Genomic DNA, 25,988 nt, shown 5'->3' with positions numbered 1-25,988 from the left:
ATCTGGGCAGCCCCCTAAATCCCCCAAAATTGGGGGACTTTGAACTAGAGATCTCAAACTTAAAACTTACGTATCTCTGCGCTCTAGTAGAGCAACCAATCGATCGACACTTTCAGCCTGCATTCGAGCCGTGTCAGCTTGCTGTTGAGTGATTTTCTTGAGTTCGGTGAAGCCAGTTGTTACCAATTCAGTCAGACGATCGAGCCGTTTATCCATTCGATCCATCAGGTGATCAATCTTTTCAACAAGCTCTGTTGTGGCCGTTGCTAACTGTCTGAGTTCATATTGAATACCCATAACACGTTATTTCTTTTAATTTCCCTCTTTGCGCTCTAGCAGTGCGATCAGACGATTGATACTCTCAGCTTGCATTCGTGAATTTTCCATCTGCATTCGAGTCGTATCCGCTTGCTGTTGAGTGATTTGCTTAATTTCGGTGAAGCCAGTTGTGACCAGCTCTCTAAGCTCATCGAAGCCAGTATTAATGGTTTCTCTGAGGCGATCGATTCCCTCATTCGTGTTTTCAATGCGTTCAGCAAGCTCTGTTGTGGCCGTTGCCAACTGTCTGAGTTCATACTGAATGCCGATCGTAAAATCCGGTTGCGTCATAACCCCTCACCATCTTGGACGTGAATAAATTTTACCAGCACAATCTAACTTCTCTCTCTCCGCTCTAGCAAAGCCACCAACCGATCGACACTTTCAGCCTGCATTCGAGCCGTATCCGCTTGCTGTTGAGTGATTTGCTTAATTTCGGTGAAGCCAGTCGTCACCAATTCAGTTAGGTGATCAATCTTTTCAGCAAGCTCTGTTGTAGCTGTTGCCAACTGTCTCAGTTCGTACTGAATACCCATAACACGTTATTTCTTTTAATTTCCCTCTTTGCGCTCTAGCAGTGCGATCAGACGATTGATACTCTCAGCTTGCATTCGTGAATTTTCCATCTGCATTCGAGCCGTATCAGCCTGCTGTTGAGTGATTTGCTTGAGTTCTTCAAAGCCAGTTGTCACCACCTCAGTCAGACGATCTAGCCGTTCGTCCATTCGACCCGTCAGGTGATCAATCTTTTCAGCAAGCTCTGTTGTGGCCGTTGCCAACTGTCTGAGTTCATACTGAATGCCGATCGTAAAATCCGGTTGCGTCATAACCCCTCACCATCTTCAACGTGAATGAATTTTACCAGAGACTCATTCATCGCTGCCAAAATGCTGATCGAGAAAATTGAGGGCATGATTGCGAAGGTCATAGTATTCAGACGACGCTCGAAGCTGTTGGCGATCGCGGGGATGCTTAAATGGCACCTCTAGAATTTCACCGATCGTCGCCGCCGGGCCGTTGGTCATCAGAACGATGCGATCGGACATATAGATCGCCTCATCGACATCATGCGTAATCATCATCACCGCCTGACGGTGGCTCTCCCAGATTTCGAGAACCTGACGCTGAAGTTTGCCGCGAGTCAACGCATCCAACGCCCCAAACGGCTCATCCATCAGCAACATTTTGGGACGAATCGCCAACGCACGAGCAATCCCCACTCGCTGCTTCATCCCGCCCGAAATCTGATCCGGGTATTTGTCCGCCGCCGCCGTCAGATTCACCATCACCAGGTGTTCATTCACAATCTGCTTTTTGTCACCCGCAGACAGATCCTTCAACACCTCATCGACTGCTAACCGAATGTTTTCTCGAACGGTCAACCACGGTAACAGCGAATAGTTTTGAAACACCATCATCCGCTCGGCTCCCGGCTTGCGAATCTCTCGCCCGTCGAGTCTCACCGATCCAGAAGTCGATTTCTCCAGCCCCGCCACAATCTTGAGCAGCGTCGATTTACCGCAGCCAGAGTGACCAATGATCGAAATATATTCATCCTGCCCGATCGTCAAATTAATCCCCTTCAGCACAACGGACTCGCCCCCATTAGGAGCCTTATAAGACTTGTGCAGGTTCTCGATTTCTAAAAATCCAGTTGGATGAGCGTTGGTGTCAGGCATGTCGATCGTCGGTATCGATTGACTCATGATAAATCTCCTAGGTGAGAACTTTGTAATTAGCGAATCGGTTCCCGGCTCAATGAAGGTCAGTTCAAAGGTCAGTTCTATGGGTCAGTTCTATAGAATTCTTGCGCTTCGTTGTTTGAGGCTTCAGCCCCCTAAATCCCCCACGAGTGAGGGACTTTGAATTAGATACTCTTGTCTTTAAGTCCCCCAGAATGGGGGGTTGGGGGGCAGAGACGCTGAAGAACAAAGCGAAAAACTCCATCCAATTCACGCTAGATAAATCTTGGTAGGAGCATTGGCTCGAATCTCAAAACTCTCCAAATAGCGAACCGGATCACTCGGATCAAACGCTTTCTTGTCGATAAAGACTTCCGCAGGTTCAATCTTGTAATCATCACTCGGACAAGCAATTCCCAGGTCAGCCGCGACTTCTCGATAGATTTCAGTCTTCCAGGACTTTTCGGCGACTTCGTGAGCATTGGCAGGAATTTCCTTAATTTGTCCCCAGCGGGCGGCTTGCGTCATTAGCCAAATGCTGTGCGATCGCCACATAAACGTCGAGTGAGCATTCGGCACTTGCGGCACATTTGAGGGAAGGTCGAAGAAAACAGTCGTGTCGTCTGCCTTCACGGTGCGATCTTTGCCATCGAATCCGCCGTAGTTATAGTCACCGACGATCGCAGGCCGAGTCAGGTTGAGTTTTGCCCCGGTGAACGATCGCGCAGAAATGATTTTGGCGACCTCTTCTCGATTGTTGGGATCGCCACAGTAGCGACAGGCTTCGATCATGGCTTTGAGCAGCGATCGATAGGTTTTGGGATTCTCATCAATAAAAGACTGCGTGACACAGAGAAGGCGATCGGGGTGTCCGTGCCAGATTTCTTTACCCTGAGCAAAGGTGAACCCGATTCCTTCATTGCCTGAAATGGCTCGTGTGTTCCAGGGTTCGGCCACCATATAAGCCTGCATTGCCCCGATGCGAACATTCACCACCATCTGAGGCGGAGGCACTATCATGACGCGAAACTCCTGAATCGGATTGACTCCCGCCGCCGCCGACAAATAGCGCACAAAGTATTCATAAATTGCAGAACTGAGAACCACCGCCCAGACTCGTTTTTCAGACGGCAAGTTGTCAAAATAGCGCCGAAAATCTCGTCCAAATGTCTCCAAGTCGCCATTGTATTCAAACCAGGGACGCAGGCCAGACTCCCACATCGCTCGATTCATGGTCATTGCGTTGCCGTGTCGATGAATCGTCATTGCGGCACAAAGCGGGGCATGTCGGGCCCCTTCTGCTCCCATTCGAGCATTGACTACGGCACCAGACACCACAGGCGATGCATCCAATCGTCCAAAGATAATGCCGTCGCGAGAAGTGGCCCAACTGGCTTCTCGGCTGAGTTTGACGTTAAGACCGTACTTATGAAAAAAGCCTTTCTCCCAGGCGATCGCAAACGGCGCACAGTCATTGACGGGGACGTATCCGATCGTTAGATTTGGCTTCTCCAAACTTTCGGGTTTGATGATCTGGTCGATCGCTAAAGCCGCTTGAGAAAGAGACTGAGGGGCACGATTGGCATCGATCGCACAAGACGATAACACGAGTCCGGTTGCCGTTCCGCCCATTTGTTGCATAAACTTCCGTCGCGTCCAATAATCTTGAGTCATAGCGGGGAAGGGATAGGGATGAGGGAGGAAAAAAGGGATGAGGGATGAGGGGTTGCCGCTGGCGGCACACTTCGCGAGAGGGATGAGGGATGTTTGGTTTAACGGGAGTTCGATTAAGTTTTTTCGCTTCGGTGTTCTGCGCTTCTGCCCCCATTCTGGGGGACTTTAAGACAAGAGTTCTAATTCAAAGTCTCTGACGGGTGGAGGATTTGGGGGCTTCTCTCATAACCGCAGTGAAGAGATTGAATTAGTGAAAAGATTGAATTCACCTGGGTTTAGCGGAGAACTTAAAGCTTTTTTAGGTCGATCGCCGCTGACGAGTGACAAACGCTTCGAGTTGGGTGATGGCAAAGTCTAGGAGCAATCCTGTTAGACCAATCACTAGAACGGCTAAAAACACTGAACTTAAGTTGAGGCGGCTCCATTCATCCCAGACAAAAAAGCCAATTCCTATGCCACCTGTCAACATCTCGACTGCTACAATGACCAGCCACGCCACACCCAAACTAATTCGTAAACCACTAAAAATGTATGGCAACGCAGCAGGCAAAATAATCCTGGTGATTCGTCTCCAGCGCGGCATTTCTAACACTTTTGCCACGTCTAAATAATCTTGTGGAACGCTAGAAACACCAAGCGCGGTATTGATAATCGTTGCCCAAAGTGACGTGATAAAGATTACAAAAATTGCAGAGGGATCGGCCAAATTGAAAATCGCCAACGCGATCGGGAGCCACGCCAATGGAGACACTGGTTTAAAGATCTGAATCACTGGATTCAACGCCAACATCGCTCGTCTAGACATGCCAATCAGAAAGCCGATCGGAATCGCGACGAACGCCCCCAAACCAAAGCCAATCAACACCCGCCGCAAACTCGCCAACAGGAGCCAGCCAATTCCGAGATCCCCCGGCCCACGCCGATAAAAGGGATGCAAAATGAAATCTAAGTTTGCCATTAACGCTTCTGGCGGAGTCGGCATCACGTCGTGTTTGAACAGCGCGATCGCCCACCAGAGCACAATCACACCCAAAAACCCGATCGCAGGCAACCACACCGCTTCTTGAGCGATCGCGGGACGCACTTTTCGCCAAGTAGTCTGACTCGCAACGGCCACGATCGCAGCCAAGTTTAGCTGAAGGATCATCGTCAACACCTCAAGCTCAAAGACTCAAACTAAATGTTCGACCTAAATTAGAGACACTGATGAGCCTAAAGCAAAATGCTGAAACTCTACAGTCCTCTCTCAAATGCCGACGGAGTTAGCTGACGGGCGAGGGCTGAGAGATGCCCTTCTCTGGTATTGGTCGCCGACTCAAGTTTGAATCGTTTGCGATCGACCTTTCACAGAAGACAAGCCCCGATGTTTTGGTTCCTCCGCTCCAGTAAGTCACTTACTAGAAACTCACCAGATTAAGCTGACCGATTTGACTTTTAAAGACTTTACCATTCTCCGCCAAATGTATCAATCCATCTTTTGTCGTAGGGTGCATGGACAAAGCTGGAGGATAGTGAATATCAGAATTACTTTGGTTTATAGGGGTGACACGATGAATAAAACAGTTGAAACTCAAATTATTGAGGCCGAAGAACGGCTTAGACTGGCAATGTTGACTTCTGATGTCAGCGTCTTGGATGAACTACTCGCCCCTGAACTCGTCGCCACCAGTCATCTCGGAGAAATCATTAGCAAACAAGACGATCTCGCTGCACACAAATCTGGCTTGATTAAGATCTACGAGCTAACCCCTTCCGAACGGCAGATTCGACTGTATGGAGAGGTCGCGATCGTCTTCGTCAGAATGCAAATAGTTGGCACCTACAATAGCAATCCCGCAAACGGTGACTTTCGTTTTACCCGCGTCTGGGCCGTCTCCCCCAACGGAACCTGGCAAATCGTCGCCGCTCACATTGGAATGGTTGCCCAATAAAGTACTTCACGGCGATCGACTGCAAGCTCGATTTGATTGTCACACAATTCAATAGGATCGGCTGCAAACTTGATTTGATCGTGATTTTCGAGAATTGTGGTCACTGTGAGGAGGCTTGCGGGCAGGAAAGGAAGAACGATCGATCGCACTTCCAGGCAATCAGCTTAGGTTAGCGCTCGCATCTCACTCGCTTTTTCCTTGGCTGCAATCGCGCTTCACAGTCTTTCGTTAAGCGATCGCATTGATGTTGTTAAAATTGAGGATATTGTCAATGAGGCTGAGAGTATGGAAGTCCAAATGCTTGCCGATATTCTTGCGTCAGATAGTCAGTGGCTTGCTACGCATTATGACGAGCTAATTGCAAAATACCCTGGTAGAGTGGTTGCGATTGAAGGTGGGCAGATTGTAGGCGTTGCGGATACTAGAGAAGAGGTTTGCCGTCCTTTTGTTGAGGCAGGGGTGGAAGTTTTGCCCTTAGTCATTGATGTTCCTCACCCAGAGACATCGTATGATTTGTTGATTTAGAAGGTGTACCTTGTGGCTCCGATTCGGTTTCCCTATCTTCAAAAGCGAGGAAATCTTGAACCGATTATTCCAATGGGTGTGAAGTTGGGAGATCGTTGGGAATGGATTGAGGTTTATGTCGATTCGGGTGCGGCTTACAGTCCTAATTGACCATATGCTGGTTTGCGAATAGCGATCGCTCGACTGTACAGTTTGGTTGATCTGGAACGTTTGCCCAGATATGACTTGCTGCTTTAGCAAAATGTGTAAGGTGAAATCGGGTGAGGATTGAGAGACAACCTGAAGGTTCATAACACCGCTCTCACAATAATGGTCTAATTTCAACGTGCTAGAAACGGCTACGATCTCGCTATCTGGAAATGGTTGAGCGCTGGCATCAATTTGGATCAGCGATCGCAACAACATGAGGCGAGTGAACATCGATCACCCAGTTCTCATCGATTACTTCTAGGCTGTCGTCTAGAACTAGAAGTAACTCGCCCACAGGTAAGCCTGTAGGAACGAGGAGTAAATATCTAAGTTGAAGCCAATGCGCGGTTTCTGTTTGATTTGGAGTTACGCCTAGAGAACTGCTAATCAGTTGAGGAGTAGGCAGTTGTTTAAATCGAATCGTTTCGTAAGGTCGATCGTTTTCGTCCCAATAGCCGTGAATTTCAGCTTGGCAATCTTGTAGATGTTGGTGTGCGATTTGATTTGGATCGATTTGTACTAGAGCTTGAGTGAAGTTTTGCCAAACTGGATGAGTTTTGAGTGTTGTATTCACAGAGCTTATTCAATGAGTGGTCATTTTGCCTGGGAAATGGAGGACTTCTTCTATTATTTTGGCGTGAAATCGACGGTTGCCACCTTTTCCCAAAATTTTAGATTTGAAATCATAATCGAGTTCCTCTGAGGGAACCAGCCCAGTATTTCCTTTGGGCGGAACGACACCTTTCTTGATCGCTTTAAGATGCTTGCCTAATCCATCATACAAAGTACCGAGTTCGATCTGAGATTGACTGAATGAAACTTGTCGATCGTTGTTGAAGCAATAAATTTTATTCACCTCGATCGCTTGCCATTGGTTCGGAAGTTCTGGATATTCTGAGCTAGAGCGATCGCTCATGTTGTTTCAGTCGTAGTCAGTGTTCCAGATTTTAGCAGGTCGCAAAAAATGAAGCGCGACCCCTTGCGGGTAACTCGAAGAGATCGTGCCTCTCAAATAGAGCGATCGCATTCAAGCCGATAAGCGATCAAGGTGCTGTTGAACGATCGCGCTACTCAATTAGTTCACAAAGTTTTTCGAGCAGTTGCTCATGAGTTTTTGGGGACAGTTTTCCAAGTTGTCTCTGAATCATCGATCTTCGTGATGTGATCAGATGATTGAGTCTGAGTGTGGAAGGTTTTCTGAGTCCACTTGTTGCGAAGTCTGGGTTGGTAGGATCTAGGACTAGATCGGTTAAAAGGAGTTGGGTTGGGATTCGACTTGTAATGAGCGCGAAGATGATATGACGATTTTCTCCAACTGAGCTTGTTAGACAATACGCGGGGCGAATTTTGCTATTTGATAGATCGTCGAAGGGAAACTCGATCAAGACAATCTTACGCTTCATCTGCGATCGGTTCACCATCTTCTAAGGTGTAAATATCTTCTTCAGGATCGTTCAGTAAGTCGTGGACAGAAGCAGCGATCGCGGACAGTGACCATTCTTGCTCTGAAGAGGGATCTGAAGTGTCTAGAGAATCGACAAAGGTAAGAACGACCTGCTGTTTTTCCAGAGGAAGCTGGCGAAGTTTGTCGAGAACAGCTTGCTGAATTTGAGTTGCTTCTAACATAAGACGATAAACAGGCAGATTGGCTGTCCCGAAGATAACGCTTTCCCCCATTTTACGTGATTCAAGTGAAATCGCTTCAACAACAGGCGATCGCACTGCCAAGTTAAACAGATCGCATTCAATCCGACAATCGATCGAGGTTCCGTTGAGTGATCGCCATATGATACTCATCGCCAAACTCCATAAAGATTTCCATTGCGGTTTGCAAACAAGCTCCAGCCTCCAAAGCATTTCCCTCCGCTGCTAACAGCCCTAATTGACCATAGGTACTGGCTTGCTCATAGCGATCGCACTTTGTAGACTGCTGATTAAATCCTACGATTACCGCTACTGAATGACTATCGCGCTCATACTTGATACGATCGCTGTGAATGTAAGTCATTCTTCGTCTGGGACAGTTTTGCAGGTGTAAATTTTAATGTCAGCAAGAGATTCCTTTCATGAAACAGTTAAGCAAGCCTTGGTAAAGGATAGTTGGGTGAATGTTGCTCCGCTCACCTTGAGATATGGCGCAACAAAATTAGAAGTTGACTTAGGAGCGGAACAAGTCCTAGTCGCACAGAAGGACAGCGTTCAAATTGCAATTGAGGTAAAAAGTTTTTCGGCAGCGAGTGTTGTGTATGAGTTTCATCAAGCAATTGGGCAGTACATCCACTATCGAATGGTTTTAAGACAAACTCAGCCCAATCGTATTCCTTATCTGGCTTTACCTGATGAAATTCATCACCGTTTTTTCCTGACTCCGTTTTTTCACGATAGCCTAGAGGAGAATCAAGTCCGGTTACTGTTAGTCGATCCAGATCTCGAAGAGGTAAAACAATGGATACCCAAACCTCTATAAATGGCACAGATGAGACGCTTGACCAATGGATGAGCGATCGACGTTATCGCAATATTATTTTGGATGTGTTGCAGGAGATTGTTGAGCGATCTCAAGTATCGGGGCCAGTGCGAACCGTCCCAGTTTTTGATGAGACACATCATCAGTATCAGATTCTAGATATCGGTTGGGATGAAGCGGGTCATCGCATCTTTCAGCCTGTGATTCATTTAGAGCTATTGGATGGCAAGATTTGGATTCAAGAAAATGTCACCGATATTGATTTGGCGAAAGCTCTGCTGGAATGGGGTGTAAAGGCATCAGACATTGTACTAGGTTTGCATTCTCCAAGTTTGCGGCGTTTTAGTGAATACGCGATCGAATAGCTGCGATCGCACTTCTAAATCCGATCGTACAACTCAATGCGATCGCACTGCCAAGTTAAACAGATCGCACTTCAATCCGACAATCGATCGAGGTGCTGTTGGGCGATCGGGGAGTTAGAAATTACGTCAATGCGGTTGATAGTGCAACGTTCTCTTGAATCTGTGCCAACACGTCTAAATACCACCACCACCGTTCTGCGGAGATATCTTGGGTTCGTCGCATTGCGGCTAAATCCACAAACTGCGAAAGTTCTAGAAGCACTTGGGGTGCTTGCTGAATGAGGCGGCGATCGGCTTGGCTGAGTTGTTTCTTTTCTGGGTCAGAAAGAATGGATTCTACTTCTAAAAGTCGATCGCGCGTTTGCAACATCTCTAGCTGTTCAGCGCCGCTAATTTCTGGAAATTCTGTACTCACTGCATACTGTTTGAGTAGAGCATTCATCACAGTTCTCCTAGTCGTCCAACATATGAAAAGTTAGGATTACTCAGATATTCTTCTGGGTCATCAGGTGGAAATGCTGTTTCCAATACACCTTTCATTGTTATCATAACCAACCAGCGGTCTAAATCGACTTGGGCGATGACGGTTGGGTAAATTACCTCATTAAATTCATAGACATAGACGCTTGCATCAAGCCGATTCAGAATGTTGATAATTCGCAATTCGTAATCTGATAAGGATGAGGTTGCTGGCAAATGCTTCAAACGAATTCGTTTGGCGAGGTGGGGTTCGGCTTTACCAGGTTTCCAAGTGATCTGACCTCTAGCGAGATCAATTGCCGCAATGAGTGAACTTTTGAACTCTTCTGAAAGAATTTGAGCCATTCTGCCTAAGTGAGCATCTGTTCTATAGTTGAGTATTGCATTTGTCATAGGCTAGAGATCGCATCACCAATCCTCTAACTATTTGATTGCAATCGCACTGCCAAGTTAAACAGATCGCATTCACTCCGACAATCGATCGAGGTTCCGTTGAGTCATCTGAGTCATCGCTATGTAATACCTATTATTCAACTCAGCATACATTCCCATTGCTGTTTGCAAATACGCTCTAGCGCCAGAAACATCCCCCTCTGCTTCTGCCAATAATCCTAGCTGGTTATGGATACGTGCCTGGTAAAACCGATCTTTGAATTCGATGAAGATTTGGAGCGCTTGTAGATAGATATGGCGAGCTTCCTTACACTGGCGCAACTCCTGTGCAACTCTGCCTAACTGGTAATAGGTGAGTGCTTGGGAGTGACGATCTCCGAACTCAATAAAGATTTGCAATGCTTGTCGGCAGTTATGCTCTGCTTTCTCGTACTCCTGAATCTCCCGCGCCATAGTACTTAGGTTGTAGTAGATTCGCGCTTGGGAATAGCGATCATTGAACTCAATAAAGATTTGCAATGCTTGTCGATAGCAGTGATATGCCTTCTCATACTTTTGACTGTTGTTCGCAACAATGCCTAAATTGGCATATATGGAGCCTTGCTTGTAGCGATCATTGAACTCAACAAGGATTTGCAGAGCTTGTTCATAATTGTCCCATGCCTCCTCATAGTCCTGAATATCCTGTGCTACTACGCCTAAGTTGTTATGTGTACCAGACTGGTTGTAACGGTCGTTCAACTCAATGAAAATCTGCAATGCTTGTCGATAATTGTGCCGTGCCTCCTCGTACTCTCGCATTTCCCGCGCAACTGTACCTAACCCTGTGTAGATATTGGCTTGTTTAGAACAGTCGTTGTATTCAACATAGATTTGCAAGGCTTTCCTATAATTGTGCCGTGCCTCTCCGTATTGCCGCATCTCCTGTAAATTGAAGCCCAAATTGTAGTAATTGTCTGCTTTCCAAAGCTGCTTTTTACGCTCTTGTATATTGCTTAGGGAGTCAAGAACCTCAATTGCTTTCTCATAAAGCCTCTTTGCTTCTGAGTACCGTCTGAACTTTGTAGAGACTATTGCTCTTCTTGTATAGTCCCATGCTGCTTGATAGCCCAGGTTACTGCTAAGGAATGATTCTGAATAAGTATCAATAGCATTGCAAACAATCGTAGATAGTTCCAACTCGCTTCTCGAATCATTGATCACGTCGAAGTAATTTCCCAAACAGAAGGAAATATTAATACATTCTTGCTTTTCCAAGCAGATCTTTAGAGCTTTGAAGAGATTTTCAGACTCCCATCTAAAACAGTCGATGCCTTGCTGTCGATCTTGTGGCTTCTTCGAGTTCATCAATTGATCGAAAGCCTCTGCTAATTCTTGATAGAGGTTCTTAAAGCTTTCAGATATTGCTTCGCAAGTTCCTACATCCAGTTGATCCAGCTTTGTTTTCAAGAAATATGGAAATACAGGCTGAATTTCAAGCAAGTTTGGATTGTCAATGGGGATTGGCGATAGCAAACCCCAACTGACAGCTTCTTGAATTGCCTCATCAAATTGCTCAAATCGATATTCCTGAAATGGCTCTAACTTCTTCAACTGTTTTGCATACGTTGGCAAAACTAAACGATTAAACACTCCACTAAACGGAGCCAAACACAGCAGCAGCTTTTGCGCCTCGGCTGACAAATTGCTGTGCGAATACTCCACACACTTCAAAATACTCTCCGTCTTCTCACCCGGCCGATCCAACTTCACATCCGCCGCATCCAACCCCGCCAACACCTGCGCCACACTCTGCCGCCCCAAATTTGCCAACACCACCTCGATCGCCAACGGATACCCCGCCAACAGCCGCATCAGCCGCTCAAACTCTCGATCCGCCAAAATCGCCTTCCGCTTTGCCCCATCCAAAACGTGCCGCTCCAAGACCTTTTTGGCCAACTGCGATCGCGCCTCCTGATCCAACCCGCGCAACTCATAGCGATTGTCTCGATACGCCGACTTTAGCCACTCTTCCCGACTGCGCGACCCCAAAAGCGCGATCGACTTTCCGCCTGCGATGCGATCGAGAAACTCCCGAATTCGCCCCTGCTCCTCCCCAGGCAACGTATTCTGAATCGCCAACGCCTGCCCCGTCACCGACTCCAAATTATCCAACATCAAACCATAGCGCCGACTCCGCAACACCTGCACCAGTCGCCCCACCCGCGCCTCTAAACGCATCGCCTGAAACTGCCGCATCTCCACATCCGAGAAAATGACAGACGCGATCTCAAACATCATCTGTTCCAGCGTCCAGGCCCTCACGTCATAGCCAAAATAAAACACCCGCTCCACAAACCCCGTCTGCACCCACCAGTCCTGCAAATAGCGCAGCAGCGTCGTCTTCCCAGTGCCGCCCATCCCCTGCAACAGCATCACCCCATGCCGCAGCAGTCCCTTCTCCAGCTTCAAAATATCTAAATCCCGCCCCACAAACCCATACGTCGCCCCCGCAAACCGATACTCTGTCCCCTGATTTGCAAAATACGCATCCGACTCCGCAAACGTCATCTCCCGCAGCCCAAAATTTACAGGCTGATTGCCATACACCACAGGCAACAACCAATCTTCGAGATCCACCTGCTGATTGAAATACACCGATCGGCTTTTGCGATCGAACAGTTCCCGTCGCCCCGCCCTCACCGCCTTAGACAGCGCTTCCCCTGCAAACAACTCCCCGTACACTCGCTGCATCAACACCTTGGCCGCATCCACCGTGACGCTATACGCCATCGCCACCACCATCTGCATCCCCGCATCCATCAACCGTGCGCCCAAACTGGTCTCGCGTTCATCAATACGATCGGCATCCCCATTCGCTCTAACTTGTTTCCCAGACTGACAAGCATTCAAAATACAAACCGGAATCCCTCGATCCTGCAATTCTCCTACAATCTCGTCTGCCGTCACCGCAACCGCCTGCCCCGACTCATCCCCTTCAAAAAACAGAAAAGCCTTCACCCCTGCATATTCCGGCAGTTTCTCTAATCGAGGCCCGCGTTGAAACAGATACTTTTCCCCAGTTGGCACCGTCTTCTGAAACTGCTCATACGCCATTAATCCGCCATGCAAATCAAAATGCACGACATGATAAAACCCTTCCGGCTTCCCCTCCACATGATCCAAAAACGCCTTATACGTCCCCGGTCGGACAATCTCCACATTCACAGGCAACTGCCCATCTCGAATCGCCTCCACCATCGGGCGCGAAATCGTTCGATACCCGACATCTTTCTCCTCATTGGGTCGCGCTGTGACGATCAGCAAATTTAGCACCGTCGAAGGCTCGATCGCTCTCGTAATCGCCTTGCCCTGCACCCGTTTCTGGCGCACCATCACACCATTGATCGCCAAAGGATGCGCCGCCTTCGGATCTCGCATCGCTTCCCAGTGCAACCCTTGAAACTCTGGCGATCCCTTGATCAGAATTTCTAACTCACTGACCTTTAAACTTTTATAAGCCGCATAAGCCTCTGGATCGCCAAACACCTGCTGAAACAAATTTTCGCCATACGATCGCACACTTTCCGCCACTTGTTTCGCGATCGTCTCATCCGAAAATGGAAACTTGATCCACTCCTCAAAGTACCATTCCAACTGCTTCTCATCTTGTTCGGCAAACGGATCGCCCACCGCAATCTCAAACTCTGATCCCGCGATCGCCACGATCGCCTCAAATCCACTTGTTTGTCGAATCTCGATCGTCGGCATGATACAAAATCAGTAGAAGGCTTGTGACAAACTACACTTGTCTCCTAAAATCTCCGGAAACCAGTCTGCGACGGTAGAAAATCCTTTAAAAGATCATGAACGCTTTTCCCACTCTCGAAGAAATCAACCAGTTCCGTCAATCTCCCGCCGCCGACCCACAAGCCCTGCATCTTTTAGAACAAACCCAGGACTTTGAAGCCACCTTTGCCCAACTCTATGTCGATCGCTACGGCCAACCCCGAACGTTTGGTGACGAAACGCGATCTCTTCGAGTTACCCACAAGGGGTCGCTCTGGCAACTGCTTCTCAAGCGAGTCCAGCAAGAAGTTTGCGGCGAAAATGACAGCCTCCGCAGCTTAATCCAGGGAGCCAAAAAGAATCCCGCCAACGCAACTTTAGTCACCGGAATGATCACTGCCCTGGTCAATCTCTCTGGGGTTCCGCTGCCGATCGACTCTGCGATCGCCACCGCCGTTGCGCTCTACATCCTTCACATCGGCATTGATGTTTTTTGCGAATGGTCTTCCCCTCCCTCCAAAGCCGACTCCTGACCAGTTTTGTGTTCCACTCCAAGCAGTTCCCTGCTTCAGGAAGGGCTAAAAGCGATCGACGTTGGCAAACTCCGCTGGCATTGATTTCGCCGCTTCTCCACAGGTGCGAGGCGTGGGAAAGATCTTCCCTGGATTAGCCAACCCTTTGGGGTTAAAAGCCTGCCGAACATACTGCATCGTTTCTAAATCGGCTGGCGTAAACATTTCGGGCATATAGCAGCGCTTGTCCGCCCCGATGCCATGTTCACCAGAAATACTGCCGCCTACTTGCACACAGAGCTTGAGAATCGCCCCGCCCAGTTCTTCCACCTGCTCCAGCGCTCCCGGAACGGCATTATCGTACAAAATCAACGGATGCAGATTGCCATCGCCCGCATGAAACACATTGGCGACAAAGTAGCCGTACTGCTCACCCAGCGACGCAATTTCCCGCAAAACGTACTCCAGCTTGGTGCGCGGAATCACGCCATCTTGCACGTAGTAATCAGGACTGAGCTTACCCATCGCCGCAAATGCGGCCTTGCGTCCCTTCCAAAGTTTCAAGCGCTGGTCGGCATCGGTGGCAACAGCGACATTTCGCGCCCCATTTTGCTTACAAATTTCAGCAACCCGCTGACTGTAGGTTTCGGCTTCGACCTCTAGCCCGTCTACTTCGACTAGCAAAATCGCCTCAGCATCTCGCGGATAGCAGCCCGTCGCGACGACATCTTCGACCGCATTGATGCTCAAGTTGTCCATCATTTCCATCCCACCTGGAATGATGCCTGAGCTAATGATGTCAGAGACGGCCGCCCCAGCCGCTTCGACACTGGTAAAGTCGGCTAACAAAACGCGGATCGATTCGGGAGTTTTGAGAATTTTGAGCGTGATTTCGGTGGCGATGCCCAGGGTGCCTTCCGAACCGACAAACACACCCGTCAGATCGTATCCTGGCATTTCGGGAAGCTCACCGCCGACATTGACGATCGCCCCATCCGGCAAGACCAGCTTCAACCCCAAAACGTGATTCGTTGTCACCCCGTACTTCAAACAATGCACCCCACCCGAATTTTCTGCCACATTGCCACCCACCGAGCAAATAATCTGACTCGACGGATCAGGCGCATAGTAGAAGCCCGCCCCGCTCACGGCTTGCGTCACCCAATTGTTGATCACGCCTGGCTGAACGACGACGCGCTGATTTTCAAGGTCTACTTTGAGAATGCGATTCATTCGAGCCGTGACAATCAACACGCAGCCCTCGATCGGCAGTGCCCCCCCCGATAGCCCCGTCCCCGAACCTCTTGCCACAAAAGGAATCTGGAAGCGATCGCAGATCTTCACCACTTCGGCCACTTCATCCGTGGTGCGCGGAAAGACAACAATTTCGGGACGTTGACGATAACTGGTCAGTCCGTCGCATTCATAAACCAGCAGTTCTTCCTTTTTGCGAACGACTCCCTCTTTACCCAACACGCCCTCAAAGGCTTTGGCGACTCGTTGCCAGTCTCGAATGTCTTGAGCAATCATGGTGTTTCAGCGTCGGGTTCTGTTTGTATTATCCCGCATTCCGAGAAGTTAGAACGATCGCTCTGCTCACTGAAACACGATCGCTCAATTGATTTCACCACTGCCACCCTACGTTTGATCACTTCCTTCGTAGAAATAGCCTTAAAGCTAATCTCTCCAGATCATTAACCCAGTTCATTAACCCAGTTCACTAATATCAGTCTGAATTTAACGTGAATTCGATGAGAATTTTTTCGCTTCGTTGTTCACAGCTTCTGCCCCCCAACCCCCCAATTTTGGGGGACTTTAAGAGAGGAATTCTGGTTCAAAGTCCCTCACTCGTGGGGGATTTAGGGGGCGTTCCTGGATCAAAAGCAAAGCGAAGCGTTCATCGAACTGACGTGAATTTAAGCAACGAAGTAAAAACCTTTATTGAATTCATATTCGCTCCAGAAGAAATAAGAGGCTTCTGAGTTTGTAATTACAGCAAAGTTGTTCATCTCGTTCTTAGATCAATGCTCTGGATCAATTTGATCATTCACAAAAAATTGCGTGTGATTTATTAGCGAATTCTAATTAAAAAAACTTACCCCCAGAGAAGACGATCGCTCCCTAAATATGAGGATTTCAGCTTCCTCCCCTTGGTGGAGTATGCACAATTTCTCCCACGTTACAACAGAAGCATCTGTGCTGCATTAAAGCTAAATCCAATTCAATTAGCTAACCAGCGATCGCAAAGTCTTCGTTAATTCAAAACCTCAACCATTCTCAAAAATACCAGGAGAGTCAGAATGTTTTTTCACAAAAAGCAAATGCAGTATTTCACGCCTCCGGATCAGCCTGATGCAGTCTATGCCAAAAAAATTCAGGAGCTAATCGGCGGCCCGTTTGGTGAAATGACGGTGATGATGCAGTATCTGTTTCAAGGCTGGAACTGCCGAGGGCCTGCAAAATACCGTGATATGTTGCTAGACATTGGCACCGAAGAAATCGGTCACGTCGAAATGCTGGCAGCAATGATTGCACACCTGCTTGACAAAGCCCCCCTCAAGGCTCAAGAAGATGCAGTTAACAACGATCCGATCATCGCCTCTGTGATGGGAGGAACCAACCCTCGCGATACCATCATGGCCAGCATGAATCCGCAACACGCGATCGTATCTGGTCTGGGTGCAACCCCAAGTGATAGTGTTGGGTATCCCTGGAATGGTCGATTTATTATCGCAAGTGGTAATTTGTTGGCTGACTTCCGTTCTAATCTTCATGCAGAATCTCAAGGCCGTTTGCAGGCCATTCGCATGTATGAAATGACTTCTGATGCAGGTGTGCGCGACACTCTCAGCTTTATGATTGCCCGTGACACGATGCACCAAAATCAATGGTTAGCTGCGATCGAAGAGATCATTTCAGACGGACTGGATGATACGCCCGTGCCCAGTTCTTTCCCCCAAGATTTGGAGAAGTCAAAACACGCCTACGAATTTTGGAACCAATCAGAAGGCACCGAGAGTGCAGAAGGTCGTTGGGCTAAAGGGCCCTCAATGGACGGCAAAGGAGAATTCAAATATCTCGAAGATCCTCAGCCGTTGGGCGACGAGCCACACCTGCCGCAACCCGACCCCCGTCTACACGGGACAAACGGAAACGGTCAATCGAGAAGCGATCGTACGGCTTACAAGACTCCCTCACCCCAAGCTTCTCTCTCTAACCAAAAGCCACTCTAACTAAAGGTTCGGCAAGTCTATTTGCCCTGGTTACAGATTCAAGAATGCCCCCAAATCTCCCACAGTAAGAGACTTTGAGCCACAAGCCTTATCTTAAAGTTTCTTAGAATTGGAGAGCAGAGGACTTAAGCAACGAAGCCAAAAACTTCCATCGAATTCAGATTTTTGAGTCAGGCTTTTAAGGGAGCTACGGGGATCTCACTGTGAGGTTGCCTATCGGAAAGATCTCCCCAACTCCCTTAAGAAAAGACTTAGACGATTCGCATATCGGCTTACATTTTGCTGATGATGCGCTGCACAATCTGTACACCCGTGATCGCTTGCCAACCAAACAGTCCCAACAGTCCAACGTTTAGCGCAATGTGGGTATATCGTGCCCAGTCTTGTCCTTTTTGCATAAACGGCGATAGGGAAGCAGACACCGCAATGATGCCCGTCATCCCCAAGCCAGCCAGCAAATGAGAGCCGACAAACAGCTTGCCATTGTTGATATAAGTGACAACCATACCGCCGATCGACCCCACCACCATCAGCGCCAATAAAATTGACCCCATTTGGTAATGTTTGATATTGAACTTACCTCTGATCAATTCTTTTTTGGCATCGCCTTCTGCGGCACGGGTGCGACGGATCTGAACGCCTAAATAAAGGGCATAAATTGACAGTGCCAGCAATCCCCACATCAAGGCGGGGTGAAAAAACTGGCTGTAAACCTTAACGGACTCCGGGATCTCGATCGACATAGTGTTCTCTGTTACATGAGCGAAGATTGTCATAAAACTTAGCATAGCTTTCTAGTGCAAGAAATGTCGTATCCCGGTAAACACCATGACCAATCCAAGTTCGTCAGCAGCGATGATGGATTCTTGATCTCGGAGACTGCCTCCTGGCTGCACGATCGCTCCAATTCCTGCGGCGGCTGCCGTCTTAACAGAATCATCAAACGGGAAAAATCCATCACTAGCCAGAACAGCCCCTTTTGCGTTTTCTCCGGCTTGCTCTAAGGCAATTTGGGCCGATCCGACTCGATTCATTTGTCCGGCTCCGACCCCGATCGTGGTGCGGTTTTGAGTGACGACGATCGCGTTGGATTTGACGTGTTTACAAATTCTCCAGGCAAACAGCAGTTCGGCGAGTTGGGCGGGCGTGGGCTGCTTTTGGGTGACGACTTGCCACTGGTCAGGGTCAGCAATCACATCGTCTGCCGACTGAACTAAAAAGCCCCCGGCGATCGCTTTGACAGTCTGCCTGGGGCCAGTCAACAGATCGGGCAGGATTAGCACCCGCACCTTTGATTTTGCCTGCAAGATTGCCTGAGCTTCAAGATCACAACCCGGAGCCACCACGCATTCCAAAAAGGTTTTGGTGAGAGCAGTGGCCGTGGGGGCATCAATCGATCGATTCAAGGCGACAATTCCCCCAAATGCTGAGATCGAATCCGCGTTAAAGGCTTTTTCGTAAGCTTCCAACAAAGATGATCCCATCGCTGATCCACACGGATTAGTATGTTTAAGAATTGCCGCGGCCGGATCATTCTCAGGATGAGCAAATTCGGCAATGATTCGGCGGGCAGCTTCGAGGTCAACCAGGTTGTTGTAGCTGAGTTCTTTGCCCTGAAGCTTGGTGGCGGCAGCCCATCCGACCCCTTGCGGGTAACTCGAAGAGATCGCGCTGTCTCCAGTCTGATACCAGGCGGCGGGCTGATGAGGATTTTCGCCGTAGCGCAGTTCTTGTCGTTTCTGTCCCGTGAGTGTCCAGGAATTAGGAAGCTGGTCTTGTTCTGATGCGCGCAGTTCGAGATAGTTGGCGATGGCGCGATCGTACGCTGCTGTATGTTGAAAGGCTCTCAGCGCACAGGCTTGTCGAAAGGCAGAAGACGCTTCTCCACTTTGGCGCAGTTCTTGAACATACGATTCATACTGAGCAGGATTGCAGAGAACCGTCAAATGCGCGAAATTTTTAGCCGCCGCCCTCAACATCGCCGGCCCGCCAATATCGATCTGCTCGATCGCCTCCACCAAACTGACATCTGGATTCGCGATCGTTTGCTCAAACGGATAAAGATTGACCACCACCAGGTCGATCGGGCGGATGTTTTGCGCCTCCAGATCAGCCACATCTTCAGACAAATTTCGCCGAGCCAGAATGCCGCCATGAATACGAGGATGCAGCGTTTTGACTCGTCCCCCCAAAATTTCTGGCGATCCGGTGTAGTCAGAAACCTTGGTCACAGGCAACCCTGCGTCTTTGAGCGCTTTGGCGGTGCCCCCACTACTGATCACATCAAAGCCCAATTCCTCAATCAGGTTACGAGCCAGATCAATCAGTCCTGTTTTATCCGATACACTAAGCAGCGCCAGACGTGCCATGAGTCAAAATCCCCAGTCATATTCACATCTCTAGCAGTCTTAAATCAGTTGTGACAATCTTGAAATAGCGGGTTCTTAGTGATTTGTTCTTAGCCACTAACTCACCACTAATAACTGACCAGCGAATTCTCACAACTCAAATAAGATCGCTGTATTTAGGATAGAGGAACTTGAGAAAGGATAACTGGAAGAGAACTTTGAATTTACGCCTCACGCCTCACGCCTCACCCCTCACGTATGATAAGAGCGACGAATTTTAGGTCAGGCCATGTCTCTTAGTGCGATCGCCATCCCCTCTAAATCAGCATCTCAAGGATTGATCGTCATTCTGCACGGCTGGGGCGCAAATGCTCAAGATGTCGCCTATCTTTGCTCGTTGCTAGAATTGCCCAACTGCGAGTTTAGAGTGCCGGATGCGCCCTTTCCTCACCCCTATGGCATTGGTGGAAAAATGTGGTACGACTTATCCGACAATTTGAACTTTCGAGCCGACATTGCAACGCAGCAAGACTTACTCACCAGTCGCCAACTGCTCACCGATTGGCTCAAATCATTGGAATCCGAGACGGGCATTCCGTTAAATCGGACGATTCTGGGCGGATTTTCTCAAGGCGGCGCAATGACGTTGGATGTCGGACTGTCGCTGCCACTAGCGGGATTGATGGTACTGAGTGGCTATCTGCATGGGGCGATTCCTCCGTTAGACACGGCCATTCCTCCCCTATTGATCGTGCATGGGCGACAAGATGAGATCGTTCCGCTTAAGGCCGCTCAGATTGCCCGCGATCGTCTCACCGCTTTGGGCGCACCCCTTCAGTATCAAGAGTTTGATATGGGACACGAAATCTCTCCTCAAGTCCTTAACGAAATGCAGCAATTCATTCAGAAAACGTTGAACTAGTCCGACTTCACGTTAATTAAAGCTTTACGATTGGCAGGAGCCGCGCAAGCTGGAGTAAACTTTCGACAGGGGTCTTCTACTTGCAGCGTTAAAGTCAGTTAACGTGCGGTAGAAATTTAATGGAGGTGCAAGCCATGACGACTGTAGATCTTGAGAAGCTGAATATCTCGAAGCTGACCGAAGCAGAAGTAGCGGATCTGGCTTCCCGGCTAGAACAAGACAATTACGCAAACGTGTTTGATGGGCTAAAAGATTGGCATTACTTGAGAGCGATCGCCTTTCAGCGCCCCGAACTCGTCGAACCTTATCTCCATCTGCTGGATCTAGAATCCTTTGACGAAGCTTGATTTAGGAACCAGGGAAAGTTTACGATTCGATTTTCCCTGTTCGCTAACTATTTATGCTTGAAGGCAGACGAGTTTTAGTAGGGGTTGGCGGTGGCATTGCTGCTTACAAAGTCTGTGCAGTGGTTTCGGCGTTAGCAAAATCTGGGGCGAGTGTTCGAGTCATTTTGACGAATTCTGCTCAACAGTTCATTACGCCTCTGACGTTATCGACGCTTAGTCGTCATCCAGCCTATACTGATAGTGTTTTTTGGCAACCGATTCACCCTCGTCCGCTACACATCGAGTTAGGTGAATGGGCAGAAGTTTTTGTGATTGCGCCACTCACCGCGAACACTCTAGGCAAACTCGCTTACGGACTCGCGGATAATTTGCTGACCAATACGGTGTTAGCTTCGACTTGTCCCGTCTTGTTGGCTCCAGCGATGAATACAGACATGTGGCAACAGCAGTCTGTACAGCACAATTGGCGATCGCTCCAGTCTGATTCTCGCTACCATGCGGCCAATCCGGGAGAGGGAATGCTGGCCTGTGATCGCGTCGGAGCGGGACGAATGGCCGAGCCTGAAGAATTGTTACCTCAGATTCGATCGCTACTCTACACCCACGGCAAGCGCGATCTAACGGGCAAACGGATTTTGATCAGCGCTGGAGGCACACGAGAATATCTTGATCCCGTCCGCTTTATTGGCAACCCTTCGACCGGGAAAATGGGAGTAGCCCTGGCTCAGGCGGCGGTGCATCGGGGAGCGATCGTGACGTTGGTACATGGGCTAATCGATCGTCCTCTGTTGGCTCATTTACAAAATGTCCGCAAAATTTCTGTAATCAATGCGGCTGAGATGCACCAAGCGATGGGGGAATGCGTCAGCGATGCGGATTGGGTGATCATGGCGGCGGCAGTTGCGGATGTCAAGCCTGCGACATTTAGTGCCGAAAAGTTGCCCAAGCGCAAGTTGCCCGATCAGTTGCCTTTGGCGAATGTGCCTGACATTGTGGCGGATTTGTCTAAGCTCAAGCAGCCTCACCAAAAACTAATCGGATTTGCTGCTCAGACGGGAGACATCATCAAACCCGCCCTAGAGAAAATGCAGCGTAAAAAGTTGGATGCGATCGCCGCCAATCCGATTGATCAGCCCAAGAGCGGTTTTGGTAGCGAGACAAATCAGGCAGTGTTAATCGATCGCTTTGGCCGTTTGGTCAAAATTCCACTCAGCAGCAAACTGCAAATGGCGCACCAGCTACTAGATTTTGTAGGCGAGATGCCCTGAGAAGTGCGTTAGAAGCCGCTTTTACTGATTGACTTTTTCCAAAAATCCATCAAACGCTGCCGATGTCATCAGACCGTTCTCTGCGAGGATTTTCCGAACGGAAACCAGATGAACAGGTCGAAGAAGTTCCTGCGGTTTGTATCCAGGGAGGACGATCAGAGTACTTGATGCGGCGTGTTGAAAAACCTGGTGAGTTCCAACCGCTTGACGGCAAATAAAACCCAGTCTTAACAGAAGTTTTTCTAAATCTGCGAAAGTTACATCCTCAGACATCGTGGTGTATTACTCCCTGTAGCTGTTGTAGAACGATGTCTCTGTACCGAGCAAACGTCCTGATGGCTTCTTGATCTAATATATTCTGTTTGCTCAAATACACAGTGACCGTTTCCCCTGTTTGAGGAAGATCAGAAATGGTTAGCTGCTCAAAATAGGCTTGCACGTACAGCCAGTAGGTTACGTCTGTTTGAGCGTCGTACACAATCAAAATCCAGGGCATTACACCTTCTTGCAAATCCGGGTTGCCTCTAGATTCCTCAGGGTGAGGAGTGATCCGCAAGGGGGCAGGCAGACGGGACGATCGCGGTCTTTATGTCGAAAATTGTAGAAAAGTGAATGATTAATGCGATTTGACCCAGTAGGTTACAGTTTTTTGGTAGAAATTCATTGACCTGAAGACAAGCGATAAAAAGCTGTAAGGAGAAATCAAATGTTGACCTCACTCTTATTAACCGCCGCTCCCAGAACGCTCGAATGGAACCCTAACGTAGCTTTGGTCATGATTGCCTGTAATATTCTGGCGATCGCCTTTGCTAAATACACGATGAAGAACCCCAGTGCGCCGCCTGCCATGCCTTCCTCTAATCTGTTTGGTGGGTTTGGGTTGCCTGCGGTCTTGGGGGCTACCAGCTTTGGTCATGTGTTGGGCGCAGGCGTGATTTTGGGATTGTCTAACATGGGCGTGTTGTAGAGCGACTTAACCCACCGTTTGATCGATTTACTTGAGTCAGGGATTTTGATCTCTGGCTTTTTTTTGAACATTGGAGACAGAAGACGGAAGACGAAAGATGCGAGACGTAAAACAACGTGAATTCGACAGAGTTTTTTCGCTTCGTGATTCAGCACTTTCGCCCCCCAACCCCCCAATCTGGGGGACTTCCGGACGGGATTTTTTGCTCAAAGTCCCCCAAACTTGGGGGATTTAGGGGGCTGCCCGGCGCGATAACCACAGCAAAGGATTTCATCGAATTCACGTTAAAACAGGTTCAAAGTCTTTGAGCAGGTCTCCAACAAAGCTGTCATGATCTTATGAAAATATGCTTGACCAACGCTACTTTTGTGGACAAACTTCATAAGTCATTTGAATGAATTTTTTCAGCCAATTTGCTGACAGGTTGATTGGGGCTTTGAAGCGGGATGAATTGAATTTGTTAGGCGTGATTGTGAGAGAAAATAACGATCGCCGCTTTCTTTCAAATCAAGTATAGTTTATCACTAGTCATTATCCACATTCTAGAGGAGTACAGTCCATATCTATGAGCCGCTGTGCTGCATTATGCCTTGTGTAAATTACGTGTAAAATTCAGAAATTGATGTTTTAACTAATACGTTCAGTTTGAAAATTAGCTTTCTCGATCGAGCAGCTTTAGGAGTCTCATTAACCATCATTTGATATTACAAGGCTGCTGGATATCACCTACAGAGTGACATCTGGAGCAGTAGACAGCAATTCTTCGCGAACAAAGTTATTAATAACTGCTTCAAGCTTGGTATACCAAGTCACATTTAGCTGGCTATTATTTTTTCGAGAGCTTGTTATTTATGAGTGTAGCGAGTACTCTATTGATCAACTACTCTACTGACATCTCATACGCTCAAAGTTGAGTAATTGGTCACTAACTTTGCAGCCTTTTATTGACTGCTGAGTTGAACAAAGTCAGAGTGTCAGGATTAGAGAATAAAGGCTTTAGTTTGATTAATTGGGGTGCTGGCACATCTTTAACCTAACCGCGTCAACTACAAAAAACCGGGTCGATCGTAACCCAAATCATTCATCTAGGGAGGTTAGCCAAAATTATTTAAACAAATAAAACGTGGTCATTTGATGACAGTAACCCTCCGCTTGTGCTGCAAAAAAAATCTGCGATCGCAAATGTGCGAACCCATTGCTTTTGTCATTCACACCAGTATTGCTAAAAGTGCTGATTTAACACCTGAGTCTTGTATCAGTAGAGGTCACTCATTTATTTCACGCTGATCCTTAAATTCTTTTAAGGTTGAATAAACTTGTGTGGTCAGTTGATTAACCTCTGAGTAATACAAGACTTGTTCATAAGTTTGTTAAGTGTCTATCAAGTTCTTGTCAAGACGCTTTCTATTTTTTACTTGCTGTTAGGCTACTAAAAAGCTAGTGTTTCTACGGATACTCCGTTGACGTTCAGTTTTGCATCAACCCGGTGTGTGCGCTGTTGCCCAAAGTTGATTCTTTTTGTCATCACCCACACTAAATAGAGACGATTCCTCAATGAACACCATTTCTATGGTTAGCCACAAACCCTTTCAACGTCTGCATCCCCTGAGTTTGTTAGCCCAATTAATCAACCGCCAGGCAAATGGTTGCTTACAGGTTGTCAGTGGGTCTTCATCCTGGTTGATCTATCTCGATCAAGGAAGGTTGACCTTTGCAACCAGTTCTCAGGCTCCTTTTGAGCGGCTCGATCGACACCTGCATCAACTCAGTGCTTCCATTCCGGCGATCGGCACAGTGCGGAGCCAGGTTCGCCTGCTGTACGAAAATGCAGAAGGAAACTACCCGTCTACCAGCGCTGATTATCAAGCAATTTGTTGGCTTGTTGAGCAACGCTTTCTCAATACAACTCAAGCTGCTACCTTGATTGCGGCGATCGCTCAAGACGTGATTACGCCCTTTCTCGGCATCACTGAGGGAATGTATGAAGTGATCGACAAGCAAAGTTTTATCCACTATCCCCAGATTTGCCAGCTTGATTTGCGTCCGCTCGTCGAGCAGTGTCATCGCCAACGACAAACCAGCTCCGCTACCGTTCCTTCAGTGCCCCGCGAAGCATCGACTTATCAAGGGTCTCAACGGGTCGCCGAATTGAGCCATGCCGTAACGAATGGGATGAAGGCAACTCCTGCGGCTGGGCCTGTGGCTAAAACGTGCTATACGGTGGCTTGTATTGATGACAGTCCTACCATTTTGCAGGCGATTAGCACCTTTCTGGATGATGCGAACTTCTCAGTGCTGATGATCAATGATCCGGTTAAAGCGCTGATGCAGGTCGTTCGCAATAAACCAGATGTGATTTTGCTTGACGTGGGAATGCCTAACCTGGATGGATACGAGCTATGTTCTTTGCTGCGTCGCCATCCCAGCTTTAAAAACACGCCGATCATCATGGTAACTGGACATACAGGCTTTATCGATCGCGCCAGAGCCAAGCTAGTCGGGGCTTCGGGCTATCTCACAAAACCATTTACCCAATCAGAATTGCTCAAGATGATGTTTAAGTTTTTGACGTAACAGAGTCAGCAAGACAAACGTAAAC

General features: G+C 48.2%; 33 protein-coding genes and 1 riboswitch. Of the genes, 14 read left to right on the top strand and 19 right to left on the bottom strand.

The features are described from left to right. Nucleotides 1-66: 66 nt before the first annotated feature. The 7 genes from ACKFKH_RS06160 to ntrB all read right to left on the bottom strand — a co-directional run bounded on the left by ACKFKH_RS06160 (nucleotide 67) and on the right by ntrB (nucleotide 4,821). Nucleotides 67-297: a hypothetical protein gene (locus ACKFKH_RS06160; RefSeq protein WP_446857371.1), complete on the bottom strand. Its 231-nt coding sequence runs from the start codon at nucleotides 295-297 to the stop codon at nucleotides 67-69. A 15-nt stretch (nucleotides 298-312) separates the two neighbouring features. Next, nucleotides 313-609, bottom strand: coding sequence for a hypothetical protein (locus tag ACKFKH_RS06155; protein ID WP_446857370.1), 297 nt, complete (start codon nucleotides 607-609; stop codon nucleotides 313-315). 44 nt (nucleotides 610-653) lie between these two features. Then, a complete protein-coding gene (locus ACKFKH_RS06150) occupies nucleotides 654-854 on the bottom strand; it encodes a hypothetical protein (protein WP_446857369.1) in 201 nt (66 codons plus the stop codon). Between the two features lie 15 nt (nucleotides 855-869). Continuing rightward, on the bottom strand, nucleotides 870-1,145 hold the full coding sequence (locus tag ACKFKH_RS06145) for a hypothetical protein (RefSeq protein ID WP_446857368.1): 276 nt from the start codon (nucleotides 1,143-1,145) through the stop codon (nucleotides 870-872). Nucleotides 1,146-1,187: 42 nt separating this feature from the next. Then, a complete protein-coding gene (locus tag ACKFKH_RS06140; protein WP_446857367.1) occupies nucleotides 1,188-2,024 on the bottom strand; it encodes an ABC transporter ATP-binding protein in 837 nt (278 codons plus the stop codon). Between the two features lie 246 nt (nucleotides 2,025-2,270). Then, on the bottom strand, nucleotides 2,271-3,674 hold the full coding sequence (locus ACKFKH_RS06135) for an ABC transporter substrate-binding protein (RefSeq protein WP_446857366.1): 1,404 nt from the start codon (nucleotides 3,672-3,674) through the stop codon (nucleotides 2,271-2,273). Nucleotides 3,675-3,972: 298 nt separating this feature from the next. After that, on the bottom strand, nucleotides 3,973-4,821 hold the full coding sequence (gene ntrB / locus ACKFKH_RS06130; RefSeq protein WP_446857365.1) for a nitrate ABC transporter permease: 849 nt from the start codon (nucleotides 4,819-4,821) through the stop codon (nucleotides 3,973-3,975). Between the two features lie 89 nt (nucleotides 4,822-4,910). Further along, nucleotides 4,911-5,104: riboswitch (cyclic di-AMP (ydaO/yuaA leader) on the bottom strand. Nucleotides 5,105-5,224: 120 nt separating this feature from the next. Between ntrB and ACKFKH_RS06125 the strand changes: the two genes are divergently transcribed. The 3 genes from ACKFKH_RS06125 to ACKFKH_RS06115 all read left to right on the top strand — a co-directional run bounded on the left by ACKFKH_RS06125 (nucleotide 5,225) and on the right by ACKFKH_RS06115 (nucleotide 6,280). Continuing rightward, a complete protein-coding gene (locus ACKFKH_RS06125) occupies nucleotides 5,225-5,605 on the top strand; it encodes a nuclear transport factor 2 family protein (RefSeq protein ID WP_446857364.1) in 381 nt (126 codons plus the stop codon). Between the two features lie 198 nt (nucleotides 5,606-5,803). Beyond that, nucleotides 5,804-6,130, top strand: a complete 327-nt coding sequence (locus ACKFKH_RS06120; RefSeq protein ID WP_446857363.1) for a DUF5678 domain-containing protein — start codon at nucleotides 5,804-5,806, stop codon at nucleotides 6,128-6,130. Between the two features lie 12 nt (nucleotides 6,131-6,142). Then, nucleotides 6,143-6,280 (top strand): hypothetical protein, encoded by a 138-nt coding sequence (locus ACKFKH_RS06115; protein ID WP_446857362.1) that lies wholly within the window; start codon nucleotides 6,143-6,145, stop codon nucleotides 6,278-6,280. Between the two features lie 226 nt (nucleotides 6,281-6,506). Here ACKFKH_RS06115 and ACKFKH_RS06110 read toward each other — a convergent pair whose 3' ends face one another. From ACKFKH_RS06110 to ACKFKH_RS06090, 5 genes are all read right to left on the bottom strand, one after another. Further along, on the bottom strand, nucleotides 6,507-6,893 hold the full coding sequence (locus ACKFKH_RS06110) for a hypothetical protein (protein WP_446857361.1): 387 nt from the start codon (nucleotides 6,891-6,893) through the stop codon (nucleotides 6,507-6,509). A gap of 9 nt (nucleotides 6,894-6,902) precedes the next feature. Next, a complete protein-coding gene (locus tag ACKFKH_RS06105; RefSeq protein WP_446857360.1) occupies nucleotides 6,903-7,235 on the bottom strand; it encodes a hypothetical protein in 333 nt (110 codons plus the stop codon). 151 nt (nucleotides 7,236-7,386) lie between these two features. After that, on the bottom strand, nucleotides 7,387-7,722 hold the full coding sequence (locus ACKFKH_RS06100; protein ID WP_446857359.1) for a type II toxin-antitoxin system PemK/MazF family toxin: 336 nt from the start codon (nucleotides 7,720-7,722) through the stop codon (nucleotides 7,387-7,389). Then, the gene (locus ACKFKH_RS06095) at nucleotides 7,712-8,116 is read right to left on the bottom strand and encodes a hypothetical protein (protein ID WP_446857358.1); all 405 of its coding nucleotides are present in this window, start codon (nucleotides 8,114-8,116) and stop codon (nucleotides 7,712-7,714) included. The genes ACKFKH_RS06100 and ACKFKH_RS06095 overlap by 11 nt, the downstream gene beginning before the upstream one ends. Further along, the gene (locus ACKFKH_RS06090) at nucleotides 8,064-8,327 is read right to left on the bottom strand and encodes a hypothetical protein (RefSeq protein WP_446857357.1); all 264 of its coding nucleotides are present in this window, start codon (nucleotides 8,325-8,327) and stop codon (nucleotides 8,064-8,066) included. Before ACKFKH_RS06090 ends, ACKFKH_RS06095 begins: the two co-directional genes overlap by 53 nt. A gap of 36 nt (nucleotides 8,328-8,363) precedes the next feature. Here ACKFKH_RS06090 and ACKFKH_RS06085 point away from each other — a divergent pair, with 36 nt between their 5' ends. The 3 genes from ACKFKH_RS06085 to ACKFKH_RS06075 are packed head-to-tail and all read left to right on the top strand — an operon-like array spanning nucleotide 8,364 to nucleotide 9,269. After that, on the top strand, nucleotides 8,364-8,786 hold the full coding sequence (locus ACKFKH_RS06085) for an element excision factor XisH family protein (RefSeq protein ID WP_446857356.1): 423 nt from the start codon (nucleotides 8,364-8,366) through the stop codon (nucleotides 8,784-8,786). Then, nucleotides 8,765-9,151, top strand: a complete 387-nt coding sequence (locus ACKFKH_RS06080) for an element excision factor XisI family protein (RefSeq protein ID WP_446857355.1) — start codon at nucleotides 8,765-8,767, stop codon at nucleotides 9,149-9,151. The genes ACKFKH_RS06085 and ACKFKH_RS06080 overlap by 22 nt, the downstream gene beginning before the upstream one ends. Then, nucleotides 9,132-9,269: a hypothetical protein gene (locus tag ACKFKH_RS06075; RefSeq protein ID WP_446857354.1), complete on the top strand. Its 138-nt coding sequence runs from the start codon at nucleotides 9,132-9,134 to the stop codon at nucleotides 9,267-9,269. The genes ACKFKH_RS06080 and ACKFKH_RS06075 overlap by 20 nt, the downstream gene beginning before the upstream one ends. A gap of 3 nt (nucleotides 9,270-9,272) precedes the next feature. Here ACKFKH_RS06075 and ACKFKH_RS06070 read toward each other — a convergent pair whose 3' ends face one another. From ACKFKH_RS06070 to ACKFKH_RS06060, 3 genes are all read right to left on the bottom strand, one after another. Continuing rightward, a complete protein-coding gene (locus ACKFKH_RS06070) occupies nucleotides 9,273-9,593 on the bottom strand; it encodes a hypothetical protein (protein ID WP_446857353.1) in 321 nt (106 codons plus the stop codon). Next, nucleotides 9,593-9,976: a hypothetical protein gene (locus ACKFKH_RS06065; RefSeq protein ID WP_446857352.1), complete on the bottom strand. Its 384-nt coding sequence runs from the start codon at nucleotides 9,974-9,976 to the stop codon at nucleotides 9,593-9,595. Before ACKFKH_RS06065 ends, ACKFKH_RS06070 begins: the two co-directional genes overlap by 1 nt. A gap of 120 nt (nucleotides 9,977-10,096) precedes the next feature. Next, on the bottom strand, nucleotides 10,097-13,774 hold the full coding sequence (locus ACKFKH_RS06060; RefSeq protein WP_446857351.1) for a tetratricopeptide repeat protein: 3,678 nt from the start codon (nucleotides 13,772-13,774) through the stop codon (nucleotides 10,097-10,099). Between the two features lie 95 nt (nucleotides 13,775-13,869). Here ACKFKH_RS06060 and ACKFKH_RS06055 point away from each other — a divergent pair, with 95 nt between their 5' ends. Continuing rightward, the gene (locus tag ACKFKH_RS06055; protein ID WP_446857350.1) at nucleotides 13,870-14,325 is read left to right on the top strand and encodes a hypothetical protein; all 456 of its coding nucleotides are present in this window, start codon (nucleotides 13,870-13,872) and stop codon (nucleotides 14,323-14,325) included. A gap of 45 nt (nucleotides 14,326-14,370) precedes the next feature. Here the strand turns inward: ACKFKH_RS06055 and glcD are convergent, their stop codons facing one another. After that, nucleotides 14,371-15,834, bottom strand: a complete 1,464-nt coding sequence (glcD, locus tag ACKFKH_RS06050; protein ID WP_446857349.1) for a glycolate oxidase subunit GlcD — start codon at nucleotides 15,832-15,834, stop codon at nucleotides 14,371-14,373. A 770-nt stretch (nucleotides 15,835-16,604) separates the two neighbouring features. On the opposite strand from glcD, the gene ACKFKH_RS06045 reads away from it, so the two are divergent. Beyond that, nucleotides 16,605-17,537: a manganese catalase family protein gene (locus ACKFKH_RS06045; protein ID WP_446857348.1), complete on the top strand. Its 933-nt coding sequence runs from the start codon at nucleotides 16,605-16,607 to the stop codon at nucleotides 17,535-17,537. 272 nt (nucleotides 17,538-17,809) lie between these two features. On the opposite strand, the gene ACKFKH_RS06040 is transcribed toward ACKFKH_RS06045, so the two are convergent. Both ACKFKH_RS06040 and purH read right to left on the bottom strand, forming a co-directional pair. Beyond that, a complete protein-coding gene (locus ACKFKH_RS06040; protein ID WP_446857347.1) occupies nucleotides 17,810-18,280 on the bottom strand; it encodes a DUF4079 domain-containing protein in 471 nt (156 codons plus the stop codon). A gap of 51 nt (nucleotides 18,281-18,331) precedes the next feature. Further along, complete coding sequence (gene purH / locus ACKFKH_RS06035) at nucleotides 18,332-19,906, bottom strand: bifunctional phosphoribosylaminoimidazolecarboxamide formyltransferase/IMP cyclohydrolase (RefSeq protein ID WP_446857346.1); 1,575 nt, start codon at nucleotides 19,904-19,906, stop codon at nucleotides 18,332-18,334. A 268-nt stretch (nucleotides 19,907-20,174) separates the two neighbouring features. Here purH and ACKFKH_RS06030 point away from each other — a divergent pair, with 268 nt between their 5' ends. The 4 genes from ACKFKH_RS06030 to ACKFKH_RS06015 all read left to right on the top strand — a co-directional run bounded on the left by ACKFKH_RS06030 (nucleotide 20,175) and on the right by ACKFKH_RS06015 (nucleotide 22,640). After that, complete coding sequence (locus ACKFKH_RS06030) at nucleotides 20,175-20,807, top strand: alpha/beta hydrolase (protein WP_446857345.1); 633 nt, start codon at nucleotides 20,175-20,177, stop codon at nucleotides 20,805-20,807. A gap of 134 nt (nucleotides 20,808-20,941) precedes the next feature. Next, complete coding sequence (isiD, locus tag ACKFKH_RS06025; protein ID WP_446857344.1) at nucleotides 20,942-21,154, top strand: protein IsiD; 213 nt, start codon at nucleotides 20,942-20,944, stop codon at nucleotides 21,152-21,154. Between the two features lie 53 nt (nucleotides 21,155-21,207). Further along, nucleotides 21,208-22,422 (top strand): bifunctional phosphopantothenoylcysteine decarboxylase/phosphopantothenate--cysteine ligase CoaBC, encoded by a 1,215-nt coding sequence (coaBC, locus tag ACKFKH_RS06020; protein WP_446857343.1) that lies wholly within the window; start codon nucleotides 21,208-21,210, stop codon nucleotides 22,420-22,422. Nucleotides 22,423-22,484: 62 nt separating this feature from the next. Beyond that, nucleotides 22,485-22,640, top strand: coding sequence for a hypothetical protein (locus ACKFKH_RS06015; RefSeq protein WP_446857342.1), 156 nt, complete (start codon nucleotides 22,485-22,487; stop codon nucleotides 22,638-22,640). Nucleotides 22,641-22,687: 47 nt separating this feature from the next. On the opposite strand, the gene ACKFKH_RS06010 is transcribed toward ACKFKH_RS06015, so the two are convergent. Beyond that, entirely contained in the window at nucleotides 22,688-22,978 is a 291-nt protein-coding gene (locus ACKFKH_RS06010) for a DUF4365 domain-containing protein (RefSeq protein WP_446857341.1), read from the bottom strand. Nucleotides 22,979-23,128: 150 nt separating this feature from the next. Between ACKFKH_RS06010 and psaK the strand changes: the two genes are divergently transcribed. Continuing rightward, a complete protein-coding gene (psaK, locus tag ACKFKH_RS06005) occupies nucleotides 23,129-23,389 on the top strand; it encodes a photosystem I reaction center subunit PsaK (protein ID WP_446857340.1) in 261 nt (86 codons plus the stop codon). 1,554 nt (nucleotides 23,390-24,943) lie between these two features. After that, on the top strand, nucleotides 24,944-25,963 hold the full coding sequence (locus tag ACKFKH_RS06000; protein WP_446857339.1) for a response regulator: 1,020 nt from the start codon (nucleotides 24,944-24,946) through the stop codon (nucleotides 25,961-25,963). Nucleotides 25,964-25,988 lie beyond the last annotated feature (25 nt).

It is taken from the genome of Phormidesmis sp. 146-20, assembly GCF_052939475.1.
Note: the sequence above shows the minus strand (reverse complement) of the source record. Positions and strands in the feature narration are given on the sequence as shown.

Coding starts and splice junctions, on each gene's coding strand:
- ACKFKH_RS06160 (WP_446857371.1), bottom strand. CDS start 297: ATGGGTATTCAATATGAACTCAGACAGTTAGCAACGGCCACAACAGAG.
- ACKFKH_RS06155 (WP_446857370.1), bottom strand. CDS start 609: ATGACGCAACCGGATTTTACGATCGGCATTCAGTATGAACTCAGACAG.
- ACKFKH_RS06150 (WP_446857369.1), bottom strand. CDS start 854: ATGGGTATTCAGTACGAACTGAGACAGTTGGCAACAGCTACAACAGAG.
- ACKFKH_RS06145 (WP_446857368.1), bottom strand. CDS start 1,145: ATGACGCAACCGGATTTTACGATCGGCATTCAGTATGAACTCAGACAG.
- ACKFKH_RS06140 (WP_446857367.1), bottom strand. CDS start 2,024: ATGAGTCAATCGATACCGACGATCGACATGCCTGACACCAACGCTCAT.
- ACKFKH_RS06135 (WP_446857366.1), bottom strand. CDS start 3,674: ATGACTCAAGATTATTGGACGCGACGGAAGTTTATGCAACAAATGGGC.
- ntrB (WP_446857365.1), bottom strand. CDS start 4,821: ATGATCCTTCAGCTAAACTTGGCTGCGATCGTGGCCGTTGCGAGTCAG.
- ACKFKH_RS06125 (WP_446857364.1), top strand. CDS start 5,225: ATGAATAAAACAGTTGAAACTCAAATTATTGAGGCCGAAGAACGGCTT.
- ACKFKH_RS06105 (WP_446857360.1), bottom strand. CDS start 7,235: ATGAGCGATCGCTCTAGCTCAGAATATCCAGAACTTCCGAACCAATGG.
- ACKFKH_RS06100 (WP_446857359.1), bottom strand. CDS start 7,722: ATGAAGCGTAAGATTGTCTTGATCGAGTTTCCCTTCGACGATCTATCA.
- ACKFKH_RS06095 (WP_446857358.1), bottom strand. CDS start 8,116: ATGAGTATCATATGGCGATCACTCAACGGAACCTCGATCGATTGTCGG.
- ACKFKH_RS06090 (WP_446857357.1), bottom strand. CDS start 8,327: ATGACTTACATTCACAGCGATCGTATCAAGTATGAGCGCGATAGTCAT.
- ACKFKH_RS06085 (WP_446857356.1), top strand. CDS start 8,364: ATGTCAGCAAGAGATTCCTTTCATGAAACAGTTAAGCAAGCCTTGGTA.
- ACKFKH_RS06080 (WP_446857355.1), top strand. CDS start 8,765: ATGGATACCCAAACCTCTATAAATGGCACAGATGAGACGCTTGACCAA.
- ACKFKH_RS06070 (WP_446857353.1), bottom strand. CDS start 9,593: ATGAATGCTCTACTCAAACAGTATGCAGTGAGTACAGAATTTCCAGAA.
- ACKFKH_RS06065 (WP_446857352.1), bottom strand. CDS start 9,976: ATGGCTCAAATTCTTTCAGAAGAGTTCAAAAGTTCACTCATTGCGGCA.
- ACKFKH_RS06060 (WP_446857351.1), bottom strand. CDS start 13,774: ATGCCGACGATCGAGATTCGACAAACAAGTGGATTTGAGGCGATCGTG.
- ACKFKH_RS06055 (WP_446857350.1), top strand. CDS start 13,870: ATGAACGCTTTTCCCACTCTCGAAGAAATCAACCAGTTCCGTCAATCT.
- glcD (WP_446857349.1), bottom strand. CDS start 15,834: ATGATTGCTCAAGACATTCGAGACTGGCAACGAGTCGCCAAAGCCTTT.
- ACKFKH_RS06045 (WP_446857348.1), top strand. CDS start 16,605: ATGTTTTTTCACAAAAAGCAAATGCAGTATTTCACGCCTCCGGATCAG.
- ACKFKH_RS06040 (WP_446857347.1), bottom strand. CDS start 18,280: ATGTCGATCGAGATCCCGGAGTCCGTTAAGGTTTACAGCCAGTTTTTT.
- purH (WP_446857346.1), bottom strand. CDS start 19,906: ATGGCACGTCTGGCGCTGCTTAGTGTATCGGATAAAACAGGACTGATT.
- ACKFKH_RS06030 (WP_446857345.1), top strand. CDS start 20,175: ATGTCTCTTAGTGCGATCGCCATCCCCTCTAAATCAGCATCTCAAGGA.
- isiD (WP_446857344.1), top strand. CDS start 20,942: ATGACGACTGTAGATCTTGAGAAGCTGAATATCTCGAAGCTGACCGAA.
- coaBC (WP_446857343.1), top strand. CDS start 21,208: ATGCTTGAAGGCAGACGAGTTTTAGTAGGGGTTGGCGGTGGCATTGCT.
- ACKFKH_RS06015 (WP_446857342.1), top strand. CDS start 22,485: ATGTCATCAGACCGTTCTCTGCGAGGATTTTCCGAACGGAAACCAGAT.
- psaK (WP_446857340.1), top strand. CDS start 23,129: ATGTTGACCTCACTCTTATTAACCGCCGCTCCCAGAACGCTCGAATGG.
- ACKFKH_RS06000 (WP_446857339.1), top strand. CDS start 24,944: ATGAACACCATTTCTATGGTTAGCCACAAACCCTTTCAACGTCTGCAT.